18 protein-coding genes are annotated in these 16,298 nt (G+C 73.4%); 11 read left to right on the top strand and 7 right to left on the bottom strand.

What is annotated here, in order from left to right; all coding sequences use genetic code 11:
• Window positions 1-24 precede the first annotated feature (24 nt).
• Window positions 25-705, bottom strand: coding sequence for a peptide-methionine (S)-S-oxide reductase MsrA (gene msrA, locus EYB28_RS16415; RefSeq protein WP_166850035.1), 681 nt, complete (start codon window positions 703-705; stop codon window positions 25-27).
• A 499-nt stretch (window positions 706-1,204) separates the two neighbouring features.
• Between msrA and EYB28_RS16410 the strand changes: the two genes are divergently transcribed.
• Genes EYB28_RS16410 through EYB28_RS16395 form a run of 4 tightly spaced genes read left to right on the top strand, consistent with a single transcriptional unit; the run spans window position 1,205 to window position 4,789 of the window.
• On the top strand, window positions 1,205-1,828 hold the full coding sequence (locus EYB28_RS16410; RefSeq protein WP_166850032.1) for a YdeI family protein: 624 nt from the start codon (window positions 1,205-1,207) through the stop codon (window positions 1,826-1,828).
• Between the two features lie 49 nt (window positions 1,829-1,877).
• Window positions 1,878-3,137 carry an AI-2E family transporter gene (locus EYB28_RS16405; protein WP_166850029.1) on the top strand — a complete coding sequence of 420 codons (1,260 nt, stop codon included), beginning with the start codon at window positions 1,878-1,880 and terminating at the stop codon, window positions 3,135-3,137.
• The gene (gene ilvA, locus EYB28_RS16400; RefSeq protein ID WP_166850026.1) at window positions 3,137-4,357 is read left to right on the top strand and encodes a threonine ammonia-lyase; all 1,221 of its coding nucleotides are present in this window, start codon (window positions 3,137-3,139) and stop codon (window positions 4,355-4,357) included. The genes EYB28_RS16405 and ilvA overlap by 1 nt, the downstream gene beginning before the upstream one ends.
• A 6-nt stretch (window positions 4,358-4,363) precedes the next feature.
• The gene (locus tag EYB28_RS16395) at window positions 4,364-4,789 is read left to right on the top strand and encodes a hypothetical protein (protein ID WP_166850023.1); all 426 of its coding nucleotides are present in this window, start codon (window positions 4,364-4,366) and stop codon (window positions 4,787-4,789) included.
• Here the strand turns inward: EYB28_RS16395 and EYB28_RS16390 are convergent.
• Entirely contained in the window at window positions 4,768-5,616 is an 849-nt protein-coding gene (locus EYB28_RS16390; protein ID WP_240930604.1) for a helix-turn-helix domain-containing protein, read from the bottom strand. The genes EYB28_RS16395 and EYB28_RS16390 overlap by 22 nt on opposite strands.
• Before the next feature lie 99 nt (window positions 5,617-5,715).
• Between EYB28_RS16390 and melA the strand changes: the two genes are divergently transcribed.
• The 7 genes from melA (at window position 5,716) to EYB28_RS16355 (ending at window position 12,387) form a co-directional block, all read left to right on the top strand.
• A complete protein-coding gene (melA, locus tag EYB28_RS16385; protein WP_166850018.1) occupies window positions 5,716-7,128 on the top strand; it encodes an alpha-galactosidase in 1,413 nt (470 codons plus the stop codon).
• A 72-nt stretch (window positions 7,129-7,200) separates the two neighbouring features.
• Entirely contained in the window at window positions 7,201-8,502 is a 1,302-nt protein-coding gene (locus EYB28_RS16380) for an ABC transporter substrate-binding protein (RefSeq protein ID WP_166850015.1), read from the top strand.
• Window positions 8,486-9,439: a carbohydrate ABC transporter permease gene (locus EYB28_RS16375; protein ID WP_240930603.1), complete on the top strand. Its 954-nt coding sequence runs from the start codon at window positions 8,486-8,488 to the stop codon at window positions 9,437-9,439. The genes EYB28_RS16380 and EYB28_RS16375 overlap by 17 nt, the downstream gene beginning before the upstream one ends.
• Complete coding sequence (locus EYB28_RS16370; protein WP_240930602.1) at window positions 9,436-10,311, top strand: carbohydrate ABC transporter permease; 876 nt, start codon at window positions 9,436-9,438, stop codon at window positions 10,309-10,311. Before EYB28_RS16375 ends, EYB28_RS16370 begins: the two co-directional genes overlap by 4 nt.
• A gap of 239 nt (window positions 10,312-10,550) precedes the next feature.
• On the top strand, window positions 10,551-10,724 hold the full coding sequence (locus EYB28_RS16365; RefSeq protein ID WP_166850012.1) for a hypothetical protein: 174 nt from the start codon (window positions 10,551-10,553) through the stop codon (window positions 10,722-10,724).
• On the top strand, window positions 10,724-11,083 hold the full coding sequence (locus tag EYB28_RS16360; RefSeq protein ID WP_166850009.1) for a YciI family protein: 360 nt from the start codon (window positions 10,724-10,726) through the stop codon (window positions 11,081-11,083). Before EYB28_RS16365 ends, EYB28_RS16360 begins: the two co-directional genes overlap by 1 nt.
• A complete protein-coding gene (locus tag EYB28_RS16355) occupies window positions 11,080-12,387 on the top strand; it encodes an RNA polymerase sigma factor (RefSeq protein ID WP_166850006.1) in 1,308 nt (435 codons plus the stop codon). Before EYB28_RS16360 ends, EYB28_RS16355 begins: the two co-directional genes overlap by 4 nt.
• Before the next feature lie 78 nt (window positions 12,388-12,465).
• Here the strand turns inward: EYB28_RS16355 and EYB28_RS16350 are convergent, their stop codons facing one another.
• The 5 genes from EYB28_RS16350 to EYB28_RS16330 form a co-directional block, all read right to left on the bottom strand.
• Complete coding sequence (locus EYB28_RS16350) at window positions 12,466-12,873, bottom strand: ectoine synthase (RefSeq protein ID WP_166850003.1); 408 nt, start codon at window positions 12,871-12,873, stop codon at window positions 12,466-12,468.
• A 24-nt stretch (window positions 12,874-12,897) separates the two neighbouring features.
• Window positions 12,898-14,196 carry a diaminobutyrate--2-oxoglutarate transaminase gene (gene ectB / locus EYB28_RS16345; protein ID WP_166850001.1) on the bottom strand — a complete coding sequence of 433 codons (1,299 nt, stop codon included), beginning with the start codon at window positions 14,194-14,196 and terminating at the stop codon, window positions 12,898-12,900.
• 109 nt (window positions 14,197-14,305) lie between these two features.
• Complete coding sequence (gene ectA, locus EYB28_RS16340) at window positions 14,306-14,920, bottom strand: diaminobutyrate acetyltransferase (RefSeq protein ID WP_166849999.1); 615 nt, start codon at window positions 14,918-14,920, stop codon at window positions 14,306-14,308.
• Between the two features lie 204 nt (window positions 14,921-15,124).
• Complete coding sequence (gene greA, locus EYB28_RS16335; protein ID WP_166849997.1) at window positions 15,125-15,607, bottom strand: transcription elongation factor GreA; 483 nt, start codon at window positions 15,605-15,607, stop codon at window positions 15,125-15,127.
• A 193-nt stretch (window positions 15,608-15,800) separates the two neighbouring features.
• Window positions 15,801-16,235 (bottom strand): DUF4307 domain-containing protein, encoded by a 435-nt coding sequence (locus tag EYB28_RS16330; RefSeq protein WP_166849995.1) that lies wholly within the window; start codon window positions 16,233-16,235, stop codon window positions 15,801-15,803.
• Window positions 16,236-16,298: the final 63 nt, after the last annotated feature.

Genomic DNA, 16,298 nt, shown 5'->3' with positions numbered 1-16,298 from the left:
GACACGCGCTGACGCGCGTGGCGCTCAGGCGGCGTCGGGGTACGGGACGCCGGTGGTGGCGTGGCACCGGTACCCGTGCGGGTTCTTCGCGTCCGAGAGGTACTGCTGGTGGTAGTCCTCGGCGTAGAAGAACGGCCCGGCCTCGGCCGCCGGGCGCAGCTCGGTGGTGATCGGGTCGTAGCCGCGCGCCGCCAGCACCTCGCCGTACCGCTCCGCCGTCTCGCGGACCGCGGCCTCCTGCTCCGGCGCCGTCCAGTAGACGGCGGACCGGTACTGGGTGCCGACGTCGTTGCCCTGGCGGAAGCCCTGCGTCGGGTCGTGCCGCTCCCAGAAGATCCGCAGCAGCTCGGCCTCGGAGACCCGTGCCGGGTCGTACGCCACCAGCGTGGTCTCGGTGTGCCCGGTGCGCGCGGTGCACACCTCCTCGTAGGTGGGGTTCGGGGTGGTGCCGCCCATGTACCCCACGGCGGTGCTCACGACGCCGGGTACCTGCCAGTAGATCTCCTCGGCGCCCCAGAAGCAGCCCATGGCCAGGTACAGCACCCGCGTGCCCTCGGGCCACGGTCCGGTGAGGGACGTGCCGAGCACGGTGTGCGGGCGTGCCGCGGGGAGCACGGGGGACTCCCGCCCGGGCAGCGCGTCCTCGGGGGCCACCATCGTGGTCCTGCCGGAGCGGCCGAGCAGCTGGTCGAAGATCGAGCTCATCGGGTTACCTCCTTGATCGGGGCGGCCTCGTTCGGCGCGGCCTGCCCCCGTCAGGCGCAACGACGTCGGCCCGGTGCGTGTTCCCGCGGGCACGACGGCGGCTCGACATGAGGGAAGGGCCCCGCGGGTCTAGAGTGAGCCGCGTCACAGGCCCACGGAGGGGGACGACCGGGGGGTCGTCCGCGGTGCCGTGACGACCACGGTGGCAGGCGGCGCGGCAGGGGCGGCGACGGCCGACGTCACGGTGGTGGCAGCACGACGGAGTACAGGGGGAGAATCCGGGGTGGGCTGCGGCCGGACCGGGGCAGACCGGTTCTGACCGCGGCCCACCGAGGTCAGGGTCGTCCCGCACGGGCGGGCGCAGGAGCAGGAGTCGACGGCGACGCCCCTGCTCCCGGGCGCCCGCGCCCGGGGACGGTCGCGGTCCGTGTCGGGGACCGCGACCGGGCGTCGACGGTCCGTGCCTCGTCCTTCCCCGACGCGCAGACGGGAGACGACGATGGAACCAGACAGCAGCAGCTCCGGCGCCGACGCGGTGGAGCACCTCGTGCTGCCGGACCAGGCGGCCTGGCGCGCCTGGCTCGACCGGCACGAGGACTCCTGCCCGGACGGCGTGTGGCTGGTGCTCGCGAAGAAGGGGCGTCCCGCCCCGACGACGCTCACGCACGCGACGGCGCTGGACGAGGCGCTGTGCAGCGGCTGGATCGACGCGCAGATGCGCAGCCTGGGCGCGGACACGATGGCGCAGCGGTTCTGCCCGCGCCGGCGCAACAGCCGGTGGTCGGCGCGGAACGTCGAGCACGTCCAGCGGCTGACCGACGAGGGCCGGATGCGCCCGCGGGGGATCTCCGAGGTCGAGCGGGCGCGGGCCGACGGGCGCTGGGAGGCCGCCTACCGGGGCTCTGCGACGATCGAGGTGCCGCCCGACCTGGAGGCCGCGCTGGCGGGCAGCGCCCGGGCGCGGGCGGCGTTCGCCGCGCTCAGCGCACAGAACCGGTACGCCATCCTCTACCGGCTCGCGACGCTGCGGACGGAGCAGGCGCGGCGCCGCAACGTGGTGAAGTTCGTCGCCATGCTCGAGCGCGGGGAGACCCCGCACCCGCAGCGGCGCTGGTCTGCCTGAGCGCGCGGGTCGCCGGGCAGCGCGCTGCCCGGCGACCTAGGGTGTGGGCGTGAGTGCACCGACCTCCCCGACCCCGCACGTGCGGGGCGCCGACACCGTCCCGCTGAGCGTGCGCGCCGCCGCGGCCTGGTCGTGGCGGCTCCTGCTCGTCGCCGCGGCCGTGGCCGGCCTCGTGTGGCTGCTCGCCGCGCTGAAGACGATCGTCGTCCCGGTGGCCCTCGCGCTGCTGCTGACGGTCCTGCTCGGCCCCGTGCGGCGGACGCTCGAGCGCTGGCACCTCGGCCGGGGCCTCGCCACCGGCGTCTCCCTGGTGGGGCTCATCGCCCTCGTCGGAGCCCTGATCACCCTCGCGGGGACGTCGATCGTCTCCGGGTTCCAGGACCTGTGGGACCAGGCGGTGGCGGGCTTCGACCAGGTCACGACGTGGCTCGCCGAGGGACCGCTCGGCCTGGACACCGCCGAGCTCAGCTCGCTCGGCGACCAGCTCCAGGAGTCCGTCGTGGACAGCTCCGGGCTGGTCGCCGGAGCGCTGGGTGCGGCCACCACGATCGGGCACGTCTTCGTCGGCGCGCTGATCACGCTGTTCTGCACGATCTTCTTCTTGCTCGACGGGCGCACGATCTGGACGTGGCTGTGCAACCTGCTGCCGGTGCGGGCCCGCGAGCCCGTGCACCAGGCGGGCCGGCGCGGCATGGTCACGCTGTCCGCCTACGTCCGCACCCAGATCCTCGTGGCGGCCGTCGACGCCGTCGGCATCGGCGTCGGTTCGGCCTTCTTCGTGCCGGCCCTCGCCCTGCCGATCGGCATCCTGGTGTTCGTCGGGTCGTTCGTGCCGATCATCGGTGCCATCGTCACCGGGGCGATCGCGACCGCCGTCGTGCTCGTGGCCAACGGCTGGATCGCGGCGCTCATCATGCTCGGGATCGTGCTGCTGGTGCAGCAGGCCGAGAGCCACATCCTGCAGCCCTTCCTCATGGGGCACGCCGTGTCGCTGCACCCGGTCGCCGTCGTGCTCGTCGTCGCGGCGGGGTCGCTCGCCGCCGGGATCGTCGGGGCCCTGTTCGCCGTGCCGCTCGCCGCCGTGCTGAACACCGTCCTGCTGTATCTCCACGGGCACGACAAGTTCCCCGAGCTCGGCACCGAGGACCACATGCCGCTCCTGCGCAAGCGCCCCCAGCTCCCCGGTACCCTGCTCTGGTCGGGCAGGACGACGGCGTCGGGCACGGTGCCCGGCAGCCTGTCCGGCGACACGGACGACGCCCCCGCCGCGCCCGACGCGGGCCCGGCAGGACCAGGAGAGAACAGGTAGTGCCACACCCCCCGATCGACCGGGTGACGCTCGACGACGTGCGCGAGGCCGCGCGCCTGCTGGACGGCGTCGTCACCCGCACCCCCACCCACCCGTTCCGCGCCATGTCGGAGTCCGTCGGCGCGCCCGTCGTGCTCAAGTGCGAGAACCTGCAGCGCGCCGGGTCGTTCAAGATCCGCGGCGCGTACACGCGGCTGAGCCGGATGAGCGACGAGGAGAAGGCCGCCGGGGTGGTCGCGGCGAGCGCCGGGAACCACGCCCAGGGCGTCGCGCTCGCCGCGCAGATGCTCGGCATCAGCGCCGTCGTGTACATGCCGGTGGGCGCCTCCGTGCCCAAGCTGGCCGCCACCCGCGGCTACGGCGCCGAGGTGCGCCAGCTCGGCAGCAGCGTCGACGAGTGCCTCGTCGCGGCGCGCGAGGAGTCCGCCCGGACCGGGCGCACCCTCATCCACCCGTTCGACCACCTCGACGTCGTCACCGGCCAGGGCACGGTCGCTCTGGAGATCCTCGGGCAGGTGCCCGACGTCGGCACGGTCGTGGTCCCGCTCGGCGGCGGCGGCCTCGTGGCCGGCATCGCGACGGTGCTCGCCGAGGCGGCCCCCCACGTGCGGGTGATCGGCGTCCAGGCGGAGCAGGCGGCGGCGTACCCCGCCTCGCTCGCGGCCGGCCGGCCGCTCGCCGGCAGCCTGGGGCCCACGATGGCCGACGGCATCGCGATCGGGACGCCCGGCGACGTGCCGTTCGAGGTGCTGGCGCGGCTCGGCGTCGAGGTGCGCACCGTCTCCGAGGAGGAGATGTCGCGCGCGCTGCTGCTCGTGGCCGAGCGCGGCAAGCAGATCGTCGAGCCGTCGGCCGCGGCGGGCGTCGCGGCCGTGCTGGCCGCGGAGCCCGGCTCCCTGCCCGGCACGGTGGTGCCCGTCCTCACCGGCGGGAACATCGACCCGCTGCTCCTCGTGCGCGTCGTCCAGCACGGCCTCGTCGCCGCGGGGCGCTACCTGCAGCTGCGGGTGTGCATCGACGACAAGCCCGGCTCCCTCGCGGTCCTGCTCGACGCCATCGCCGCGACCGGCGCGAACATCGTGCAGGTCGAGCACACGCGCACCGACACGTCGCTGGCCGTCTCGGAGGTGCTGGTGAACGTGCAGCTCGAGACCAAGGGGCACGAGCACTGCACCGGCGTCGTGGAGGCGCTGCGGGCCGCCGGGTACGCGGTCGGCTGAGCACCGGTGGTCCCGGTCCTGCCCACCGGCGTCCGGTGGCTCGACGCGTCGTTGCTCGTCGCCGGTGCGGGCGTCGCCGCCGGGTACTCCGGCGTCCTGGTGCTGGAGTCCGGCCCCACGCGCGACCGGCTGCTCGTGCTGGCCGCCGGCCTGGTCGGCGGGATCGTGGCCGGCGCCTGGGCGCGCGGCGCCCTGGCGCGGCAGGCCGCGGCGGAGGCCGCGCGGCGCGGCGTCGTCCCGCCACGGTCCGGCCCCGCCTGGGCTGCCGCGACGGCATGGCTCCTCGGAGCGACCGGGGGCGCGGCGTTCGACGGCTACCGCGGCCCCGCGCTGTGGGTGCTCGGGGCGCTGCTGGCGGTCGCGGCGCTCCAGGTGGCGGCACGCCGGATGCCGCGGCCCGCCCGCCCCATTCAGCGCACGGACCGCCGGTAGGCGCCGGGCGACGTCCCGCAGATCTGGCGGAACGTGTCGTAGAAGCTGCTCTGCGAGGTGAAGCCGGCGGCGTGCGCGATCTCGGCCGTCGTCCTCGCCGTCGTGATGAGGAGGCGCTGCGCCTCGGCCACCCGGCAGCGGGCGACGTACGTGCCGACGGTGGTGCCCACCACCCGCCGGAACACCGTCATCGCGTGGCTGGGGCTCAGGTGCGCGGCCCGGGCCACGTCGGCCGCGGTGAGGGGGGAGCGGTAGTGCTCGGCGACGTAGCGCGCCATGGCCGTCGCCCGGGCGACGGGGTCCGTCCCCGGGTGCGTCGTCGTGGCGGGAGGGGCCGGCTCCGCCGGCTCGGCGAGGGCGTGTGCGCCGAGCGCGCGCCGGACGAAGGCCTGCACCTCGAGCATAACGACGGTCGGGTCGCCGCCGGCGAGGACGTCGTGGTGCCAGGTCGCGAAGCGGGCGCCGACGTCGGGGGCGAGGGCGGAGGCCGGGACCACGACCGGGCGGGCGCTGAGCAGGACGGCGAGCAGCTCGGACGGCAGCGACCAGCCCAGCACCTCGGTGAGGGGCACGTGCACCCAGGAGACGTCGGTCGGCACGGCGTCGGGCGCCACGAGCTGGTGCGGCGTGCCGCCCCAGAACAGCGCCACCTCGCCGGCGGCCACCCGCAGCGTCGAGCCGCCGAAGAGGTACCGCAACCGTCCCGTGCGCACCAGGTTGAGCTCGAGGTCGTCGTGCCGGTGGGGGTGCTCCATCACCGGGGGAGCGCCCTGGCGCACCCACAGGGCGGCCTCCTCCAGCCGCACGTCGTCGACACCGATCGGCACGACGGTCAGCCTAGACGCCCCCGGCCTGCCGAAGGATCCCGGAACCCTGGGCCACGTATCCGGAGGACCCACCGTCATCCTCGGACCTAGCGTCGCAGCATGACTCGATCACCGAAGATCACGATCATCGGAGCCGGCGGGTACGTGTTCCCCCTGCGCCTTATCGGCGACCTGCTGAGCTTCCCTGCCCTGCGCGACGCGACCCTGACCCTCATGGACCTCGACGCCGGCCGCCTGGACCGCGTCGCGGACGCCGCGTGCGAGCTCGTCGACCACCACGGCCTGCCGACCGTGGTCGAGCGGACCACCGACCGCCGCCAGGCGCTCGACGGCGCCGACTTCGTCATCATCACCTTCCAGGTGGGCGGCGTGGAGTCGTACCGCCACGACGTCGAGATCCCGCGCCGCTACGGCGTCGACCAGACCGTCGGCGACACCGTCGGCCCGGGCGGCGTCTTCCGCTTCCTGCGCTCCGTGCCGGCGTACCAGGACATCGCCGCCGACGCGCTCGAGGTGTGCCCCGACGCCCAGTTCATCAACTACGCCAACCCCATGGCGATGGCCACCGCGTACCTCAACGCCATCGGCCTGCGCACCGTCGGCCTGTGCCACAGCGTGCAGGGCACCACGCGGATGCTCGCCCGCACCCTCGGCGTCCCCTACGACGAGGTCTCCTACCGGTGCGCCGGCATCAACCACCAGGCGTGGATCCTCGACTTCCGCCGCGGCACCGAGGACCTGTACCCGCGGCTGCGCCAGGTCATGGCCGAGCGGCACCGGCGCGGGCGCGCGGCCGCCGACCTGCTCGCCGACGACGGCGACCACTCCGAGGAGGCGCTCGCCGCCAGCACCTACGAGGGCGGCAACGAGCAGGTGCGCACCGCGCTCATGAACCACTTCGGCTACTTCGAGACGGAGTCGAGCCACCACGCGTCGGAGTACGTGCCGTACTTCCGCAAGGACCCCGGCACCATCCTCGAGTACATCCCCGAGCGGTGGGACTACTACGAGATCTGCACCTCGCACGACGAGCAGGGCGACGTCGACGACCAGCTCGCCCGCCTCAAGGCGGAGCTGGCGCCGTCCGTCGAGTACGGGGCGTCGATCGTCAACGCCGCCGTCACGGGAGTCCCTGCGGTCGTGTACGGCAACGTGCCGAACGACGGCCGCGTCGTCACGAACCTGCCCGACGACGCGTGCGTCGAGGTGGCGTGCCTCGTCGACGCGAACGGCGTGCAGCCGACGTCGTTCGGCGACCTGCCGCCCCAGCTCGCCGCGATCAACCGCACCAACGTCAACGTGCAGACGCTCGCCGTGCGCGCGGCGCTGGACGGAGACGTGGAGCACGTGCACCACGCCGTCGCGACGGACCCCCTGACGTCGGCGCACTGCACGCTCGAGCAGATCCGGGCGATGACGGACGAGCTGCTCGCCGCGCACGCGGACCTGCTGCAGCCCGCCCTGCGCCCGGCCCCCGCCGCGGCGGCACCCGCGCCGGTCCCGGCGCGCTGAGCACCGCGGTGCTCCCGGGCGACGGAGCCCGGGGGCACCGCACCACCGATCCCTCGACGAAGAGGAGACGACATGCCGACGCACGCGTCGCCGGCGGTCCGGAGGCTGTCCCGGCGGAGCTTCCTGGCCGTGGCCGGGATCAGCGTGGCGGGAGCGCTCGCGGCCTGCTCCGGGGCACCCACGGGCACCAAGCACCTGCGCCTGTCCTCGTGGAACATCCCGCTCGACCTCGAGACCTACCAGGCGATCGCCGACGAGTTCGTGGCGGCCCACCCCGGCACCAGCGTCGCCGTGGAGGTCACCACCGGGCAGTTCCACCAGTGGTTCATCACGCGCCTGGCGGCCGACCTGGCCCCGGACATCATCCGCATCACCCCGCAGCAGATCGGCCGCTACGCCGCCAACGGCAGCCTCGTCGACATCACCGGCGCGGTCCCGCCCGAGTACGAGGACGACTGGTCCGAGCCCTTCTGGGCGATCGGCGCCAAGCCCGACGGCCTGTTCGGGGTGTTCCAGCACACCGACAACTTCATCACCTACTACGACCGGCGGGTGATGGAGCGCATCGGGGTGCGGGTGCCGCAGACCCTCGACGAGGCGTGGCACTGGGACGAGTTCTTGGAGGTCGCCCGCGAGGCGCGGAAGGTCACCCGCGGGTACGGCTTCGGCTACGGCTGGAGCGGGCCCGAGACTGCGTACCGGTGGATGCCGGTCGTCTACCAGAACGGCGGTGCCTTCCTCGGCGAGGACGGCGAGACGCCGAGCATGGACACCGCCGAGGCCGTCGGCGCGCTCGAGTTCGGCCGGCGCTGGTACGCCGAGGGCCTCGTCTCGCCGTCGAACATGAGCAAGTCCGGGGGTGGGGCCGTCGCCCGCGACCTGTTCCTCACCGGACAGATCGGGCTGCTGCTCGACAACCCGGAGTCGGTCGCGGCCCTCGACGAGGGCCGGCCGGACGAGTGGGGCACGGCGCCCATGATCCGCAACACCGGCGAGGCCTCCGACCTCGGCGGCAACGCCCTCGCGGTGACGCGCTCCAGCAAGCACCCCGAGCTCGCCGCCGAGCTCGTCGCCTTCATCACCAGCCGGGCCAACATCGCGGAGTTCTGCCGCCGGGGCAACTGGCTGCCGGCACGGTCCTCCCTCGACGCGGCCGACATCGGCTACGAGCGGCACGAGGCCACCATGCAGCGCTTCATCGACCAGGCCTCGACCATCCCGCTGTCGATGGTGCGCGCGCAGTCCGGCCAGTACTTCAGCTCGCTCAACTCGGTGTTCGCGGACTACCTCGACCTGTGCTTCCTCGGGGAGCTCAGCCCCACCGAGTGCGGCACCCGGATGACGGAGGCGATGCGCAGTGTCACCGCACGGTGAGACCCTCACGGCCGAGCCCGTCCCCGCGACCGCCCCCGCACCGGCGGCCGCCACGGGCGACGCGGCCCGCCGCTGGCGCACCCGCTGGGCGCCCTACCTGTTCGTCGGCCCCGCCGGGCTGCTGTTCCTGGCGTTCTCGCTGGTGCCGATCGTCATCGCGGTCGCCCTGTCGTTCCAGGACACGGCGACTCTCGGCGAGGGTGAGTGGGTGGGCGCGGACAACTACCGCACCATGCTCGCCGACCCGCTGCTGCGGACCGCCCTGCTGAACACGCTCGTGTTCACCCTCGGCACCGTGCCGACGGCGATGGCGGTCGGGCTGGCGCTCGCGGTGGCGCTCAACCGCCCGCTCCCGGGCCGCGGGGCGCTGCGAGCGCTGTTCTTCGTGCCGATGGTCGCGGCCGGCGTCGTCGTCGGTGTGGTCATGTCGTGGATCTTCAACCCCGACTACGGCGTGGCGAACAACGCCCTGCGTGCGGTCGGGCTCGACGGCCTGCCGTGGCTGACCTCGCCCCGCACGGCGATGGCGACCCTGATCCTCGTGGTCGTCTGGACCCGCATCGGGTTCTGCATGGTGATCTACCTCGGGGCGCTGCAGTCGATCCCGTCCGAGCTGCGCGAGGCCGCCGCGATCGACGGCGCGAGCGGCTGGCAGCGGTTCCGCCGCCTGACGGTGCCGATGCTCGCGCCGACGACGTCGATCCTGCTCATCCTCAACGTCGTGTTCTCCCTGCAGGCCTTCGACGTCATCTACGTGATGACTGGCGGCGGCCCCGGGTTCTCCACGACGGTCCTCATCCAGTACGTGTTCCGCTCGGCCTTCGCCGACGCCCGCATGGGGTACGCGGCGGCGCTCGGCCTCCTGCTCGTGCTGATCCTGCTGGTCTTCACGCTGCTGCGGCAGCGGGCGACGAAGAAAGCCGAGGAGCTCCTGTGACCGCGACCGTGCGCCCCGTCCCCGCGTCCCGACCCTCCGCGCGTGAGCGTCGCTCGTCCCGGCGCCGCTGGCTCCTCACCGCCGGCCTCACGGCCGTCGCGATGCTCGTCGTCTTCCCGCTGTACTGGATGGTCGTCTCGGCGCTCACGCCGGGTGGCCAGTCGGCCAGCAGCGACTTCTACGTCTGGCCCGCCGCCCCGACCACCCAGAACTTCGCGGAGGTGTTCGCCCAGCAGCCGGTCTGGCGCTGGCTCGGCAACTCGTTCTTCGTCGCGGCGGTCGGCACGGCGCTGTCCGTGTGCGTCTCGCTCGGCGCCGGCTACGCGCTGGCGAAGTACCGGTTCCGCGGGCGCGGGCTGCTGTACGCCCTGTTCCTCGTGACGATCATGATCCCGATCCAGGTGACGCTGGTGCCGGCGTTCCTCGTGGTGGCCCGGCTCGGGCTGGTGGACTCGCCGTGGGCGGTGATCCTGCCGACGCTGTTCGACGTCGTGGGGATCTTCATCGCGCGGCAGTTCCTGCTGGGGGTGCCGGACGCCCTCGTCGAGGCGGCGCGGCTGGACGGCGCGGGGGAGCTGCGCACGTTCGTCCGGGTGGTGCTGCCGTCGTGCTGGCCGCTCGTGGGGGTGCTCGTGATCCTCGGCTTCATGAACCGGTGGAACGACTTCCTGTGGCCGCTCGTGGTGCTGCAGGGCAACGAGAGCCTCACGGTGCCGGTCGGCCTGTCGACGCTGACGAACAACCCCGCGTTCAGCTCGCCGTGGGGTGCGGTCATGGCGGTGGCGACCGTGGCCGTGGTGCCGCTGCTGGTCGTCTTCCTGGTCTTCCAGCGCACGTTCGTGCAGGGCATCGCGAGCACGGGCATCAAGTGACGGCTGGCGGTGCGCCCGATCAGGGGGGACGCGGGCGCACCACCCGCCGTCGTGCCGGTTCCGCGGCCGCGCTCCGGTCACCGCCCACGGTAGGCAGCCGCGTCCCGACGGACGATGGGGAGTTCTCCCCATCGCCGGTGCACAGAAGTCGCACCGTCGCCGGTGTCGAGGACGGGGCCAGCCGTTCGTCGTCCTCATGACACGGCCCGCCCGGGGCCGTGCGGACGAGGAGGCGACAGATGCGATTCCTGGACACGATCCTGCGGACGGACCCGGAGGCCCGCCGGTTCCGGTCGGCGAGCCGGGGCGCGGGCCGCTGCGTCGGGGACGGGATCGAGGCCGCCGACGTGGCGTTCTTCGGCCCGCTAGTGTTCGACGGTGGCCTTGGCCGCGCGCGTGACGAGGAGGTCTGATGCGTTACCTGATGCTGGTGCTGAGCACGCCCGACGACCCGGAGCTGCGTCCCGAGGACGCCGCCGGCGCGCCGCCGATCGAGGGGTGGGTGGCGCGGTACGACGCCGACGGCACCCGGGTGACGGGCGACCGGCTGCGGCCGCCGCCGGACGCCGTGGGGGTCCGCGTGCGCGGCGGGAAGGTGCTCGTGACGGACGGGCCGTTCTCCGAGACCAAGGAGGCGGTCGGCGGGTTCGACATCATCGACGCGCCCGACCTGGACTCCGCGATCACCGTCGCGTCGGAGCACCCGATGGCGCACGCGGGTGCGATCGAGCTGCGGGCGTTCTGGCCCTTCGGGGACGACGCCGCACGATGACGACCCCGGCGACCGCCGTCGAGGACGCGTTCCGCACGGAGTGGGGACGCGTCCTCGGCGCGGTCGCGCGCAGCACCGGCGACCTCGACCTCGCCGAGGAGGCCACCCAGGAGGCGTTCGCGACCGCGTTGCGGACGTGGGGCAGGGACGGCGTCCCCGGGCGGCCGGGCGCCTGGCTCACGACGGCGGCGCGTCGGCACGCGATCGACGTGCTGCGCCGTCGCCGGACGGAGGGGGAGCGGACGGAGGCCGCCGCGAGGCTGGCCGCGCGGGTGGACGCGCCCGGGGACTCCGCCGACCCCGTCCTCGACGAGGTCGCGCTGGGCCTGGACGACGAGGGGTGGGCGGCGGACCACCCCGACGACGACCTGCTGCGGCTGCTGTACACGTGCTGCCACCCGGCGCTCCCGCTGGAGGGCAGGGTCGCGCTCACGCTGCGGTCCCTCACCGGGATGACGACGGCGCAGGTCGCGCGCGCCTTCCTGGTCCCCGAGGCGACGATGGCGCAGCGGCTCGTACGCGCCAAGCAACGCATCCGCGCGACCGGCATCACGTTCCGCGTGCCACCCCCGGCCGTGCGCGCCGAGCGCACCGAGGGAGTCCTCGCCGTGCTCTACCTGTTGTTCACGGAGGGCTACGACGCCTGGGCGGAGCCGGCGGGGGACGACGCCGGGAGCGCCGCCCGCCGCGCGCTCGCCGACGAGGCCGTGCGGCTCGCGCGCCTGACCGCACGGGTGCTGCCCGACGAGCCCGAGGCCCGCGGGCTGCTGGCGCTGCTGCTCCTGCAGCACGCGCGCCGGGACGCGCGGACGGGCGACGACGGGGCGTCCCGCACGCTCGCCGAGCAGGACCGGGCCCGGTGGCGGCGCGACGAGATCGACGAGGGCCTGCGGGTGCTCGACGACGCCCTCGCCGCTCGCCGGGCAGGTCCCTACCAGGTGCAGGCGGCGATCGCGGCGCTGCACGCCCGGGCGGGGGCCGCGGCCGACCCGGACTGGGTCGAGGTGCTCGGGCTCTACGACGTGCTCCTCGCGATGACGCCGTCGCCCGTGGTGGCCCTCAACCGGGCGGTGGCCGTGGCGGAGGTCCGCGGCCCGGAGGCGGCGCTGGCCGTCGTCGACGACCTCGCCGACGAGCCCGCGCTGCGGGGCTACCACCTGCTGCCCGCCGTCCGGGCGGAGCTGCTCGCGCGGGCGGGGCGGGCCGATGAGGCGGGCGAGGCACTGCGCGCGGCCCTGGATCTCGTCGACCGCGAGGGCGACCGGCGGCTGCTGCGCCGCCGCCTCGCCGCCCTGACCGGCTGACGAAAAGCTGTGGGCGTGAGCTCGGCGCTGTTCCCTCAGAAACAGCGCCGAGCTCACGCCCACAGCGCGGGTAGCGGGTCAGACCGTGGCGGTCTCCGGCTCCTCGGTCACCAGCGGGTACACGCCGTTCTCGTCGTGCACCTCGCGGCCGGTGACCGGCGGGTTGAACACGCACACGCACGTGATGTCGGTGCGCGGGCGCACCTTGTGCTTGTCGTGGTCGTTGAGCAGGTACAGCGAGCCCGGCTTGAGCTGGTGGACCTCGCCCGTGGCCAGGTCCTCGATCTCGCCCTCGCCCGAGGTGATGAAGACGGCCTCGATGTGGTTGGCGTACCAGAAGAAGCTCTCGGTACCGGCGTACAGGGTCGTCTCGTGCACCGAGAACCCGACGCCCTCCTTGGCGAGGACGATGCGCTTGGAACGCCAGTTCTCGCTCTTGATGTCGGCGTCGGTGTCGGTGATCTCGTCGAGGGTGCGGACGATCATGGTGGGTGTTCCTCCGGGGATGGGTCAGGACAGGACGGCGGCGAAGGCCTCGTCGAGGATCGCCAGGCCGCGGCGCAGCTCGTCGTCGGTGATGGTCAGCGGCGGGAGCAGCTTGACGACCTCGCCCTCGGGACCGGAGGTCTCCACGAGCAGGCCGCGCTCGAACGCCTCGGTCGTGACGCGGTCCGCCAGCTCACCGTCGGGCAGCTGGAGCCCGCGGGCCAGGCCGCGGCCCTTCGACACGAGGTCGTGCTGCGAGTAGCGCGACACGAGCGAGTTGAAGTGGCTCTCGATGAGCGCGCCCTTGGCGATCGTCGACCGCTCGAGCGCGTCGTCGGTCCAGTAGGTGCGCAGGGCCTCGGACGCCGTCGCGAAGGCGGGCGCGAAGCCGCGGAACGTGCCGTTGTGCTCACCCGGCTCGAAGATGTCCAGCTCGGGGCGCACGAGGGTGAGTGCCAGCGGCAGGCCGTACCCGGAGATCGACTTGGACAGGCAGATGATGTCCGGCGTGATCCCGGCCTCCTCGAAGGAGAAGAACCCGCCGGTGCGGCCGCAGCCCATCTGGATGTCGTCGGCGATCAGCAGGATGCCGTGGCGCTTGCACAGGTCGGCCAGACCGCGCAGCCACTCGGCGCGCGCGGCGTTGATGCCGCCCTCGCCCTGCACCGTCTCGACGATGATCGCCGCGGGCTCGTTCAGCCCGCTGCCGCCGTCCTCGAGCAGGCGCTCGAGGTAGATGAAGTCGTCGACGTCGCCGCTGAAGTAGTCGTCGTACGGCATCGGCGTGGCGTGGACCAGGGGGATCCCCGCGCCGCCGCGCTTCATGGAGTTGCCCGTCACGGACAGGGCCCCGAGCGTCATGCCGTGGAAGGCGTTCGTGAAGGTGATGACGGACTCGCGGCCGGTCACCTTGCGCGCCAGCTTCAGTGCGGCCTCGACGGCGTTGGCGCCGCCCGGGCCGGGGAACATCACCTTGTGGTCGAGCCCGCGGGGCTCGAGGATCACGTCGTGGAAGGTCTCGAGGAACTCGCGACGCGCCGTGGTCAGCATGTCGAGCGAGTGCACCATGCGGTCGTCGGTCAGGTAGTCGATGAGCACCTGCTTCAGACGACGGTTGTTGTGCCCGTAGTTGAGCGACCCGGCTCCTGCGAAGAAGTCGAGGTAAGGAGTTCCGTCCTCGGCGTACACGGTCGCGTCCACGGCCCGGTTGAAGACCGTGGGCCAGGCGCGCGAGTAGCTGCGGACCTGTGACTCGAGGGCGGTGAAGCCCGTCGGGTCGTCGCCGGCGTCGGTGGACGGGAGGGGGACAGTCGGGGATGTCACTGAGGACACTCCTTCTGGTGGTGCGCGCGGGTGCGGTGTGTGAAGTGAGGGGCTGCGGCGTCACCTGCGCGCCGGACCGGCGCAGCCCGAGATGTGTGCGTGCGAAGGGTCAGCGGTCCCGGGGACCGGGAAGCCCCTCGACGAGAAGCAGCGGCTCGGCCTCGTGGCCGTCCGGGAAGTCGGCGGCCTCGTAGCCCGTGGTCTCCCGGAGGGTGGCGTCGCGGCGGGCGGCGAAGCGGGCGAAGAGCCGACGGGAGGCGGTGTTGTCCTCGGTCACGGTGGTCGCGAGGCTCGTGACGCCGGGGGTCTCGTCGACGACGGCGTCGAGCATGCGGGCGGCGACCCGGCGTCCGCGGGCCTGCTCGTCGACGGCGACCTGCCACACGAAGAGGCGGCTCGGGTCGGCGGGGAGCCGGTAGGCGGAGAGGAAGCCCACGGGCCGGTCGCCCAGGAAGGCGATGCGGCAGGTCGCGGAGAAGTGGTCCGCGAGCAGCAGGTAGGCGTAGGAGGAGTTCAGGTCGAGGCTGCCCGTGTCGCGCGCGAGGCGCCACATCGCGGCGCCGTCGGACGTGCGGGGGGCTCGGACGACCAGTGCGGTGGCGGGGTCTCCGTCTGCGGGGTCGTCCGACGTGCGCCCGGTGGGCCCGGGGGCTGCCCCGGCGTCGTGCGTATGGTCCGTGCTGTCGGTCGGATGGTTGGTCGTTGCGGTGTCCGTCGTGTCCATACCGCCGTCGATCATAGACCGTCCCGAGGTGATCCCACACCTGCCCCATGACCTTGTCTCGACCTACGGGCAGCGGTGCCCCCTCGGCAATCGGTGGCAGGTCACGGATCGTCGAGGATTCGAGACCTTGGACACACCAACGCCCGCCGTCTCGACATGTGAGACGACGGGCGGGGTGGCGCGGTCCGGTCAGGCCGTGCCGGATCAGCCGGAGAACGGCGTCGCAGCCTTGATCTCCACGGGGATCTCGCGACCGTTCGGGGCCGTGTAGGCGACCTCGTCGCCGACGCTGTGGCCGTCGATCGCCGCGCCGAGCGGCGACGTGGGGGAGTAGACGTCGAGGTCGGTCGTCCCGGCGATCTCGCGGGACCCGAGCAGGAACGTCATCTCGTCCCCGGCGACGAGCGCCGTGACGACCATTCCGGCCTCGACCTTGCCGTCGTCGGGCGGGGTGCCGATCTGCACGTGACGCAGCTTCTCGGTGAGCTCGCGGATGCGGGCCTCGTTCTTCGCCTGCTCCTCGCGGGCGGCATGGTAGCCCCCGTTCTCCTTGAGGTCGCCCTCGTCGCGGGCGGCGGAGATGCGCTCGGCGATCTCGGTGCGGGCGGGGCCGGAGAGGTGCTCCAGCTCGGCCTGCAGCCGGTCGTGAGCCTCCTGGGTGAGCCAGGTGCCGGTGCTCTCGGTCACGAGGGCTCTCCTTTCGTGGTGCTCGTGGCCTGTTCCGGGCCGCACGAACGCCGCCGACGCGTCGGCACGCGCGTCGGCTGGCGCAGGACTGCGTGTGAATCCCTCAGGCTAGCGCCCGACGAGAAGGTTTTCCCAGGTGATTCACCCGCTCCTCACGGGAATCTGCCCAGGGCGAACATGGTCGTCCCCGGCGTCAGCCGGTCGCCCGGCAGTCCTCGACGACGCCCGTCGTGGCCTGCTCGGACGTGCTCACCGTGACCGCGTAGGTCGACGTCGTGCCGTCGGCCGGGCCCACGGGCACGTCCAGCGTGCCGACCTGCGCATAGCTGGAGGCCAGCGCCTCGACCGTGCACACCGCCGTCGAGCCCGGCGGCATGTGCACCTGGAACGTGACCTCGATCTGCTCTGGGCCGGGCACGTCGAAGCCCACGACCTCGGCCGTGACCGGCTCGGACCGCGTCTGCTCCACGGCGAACCAGGCGGTGACGCCGACCGCCGCCGCGAGCGCCGCGACCACCGCGACGCGCCCGCGGGTGCCGAGCGCCCGGCGCGGCCGGGTGCCGTACCGGTCGGCGTGCGGGTCCGTCTGCCGGTCCGACCCGGGCGTGGGCGTGGGCGACTCGCTCATGGTGCACCATTGTCCCTGACCCTGGTCGTACCGAGATCCCCGGGAGGGACAGTGCCCAGCGAC

This window comes from Isoptericola sp. BMS4 (assembly GCF_011634835.1).
Lineage (GTDB): Bacteria > Actinomycetota > Actinomycetes > Actinomycetales > Cellulomonadaceae > Isoptericola.
Note: the sequence above shows the minus strand (reverse complement) of the source record. Positions and strands in the feature narration are given on the sequence as shown.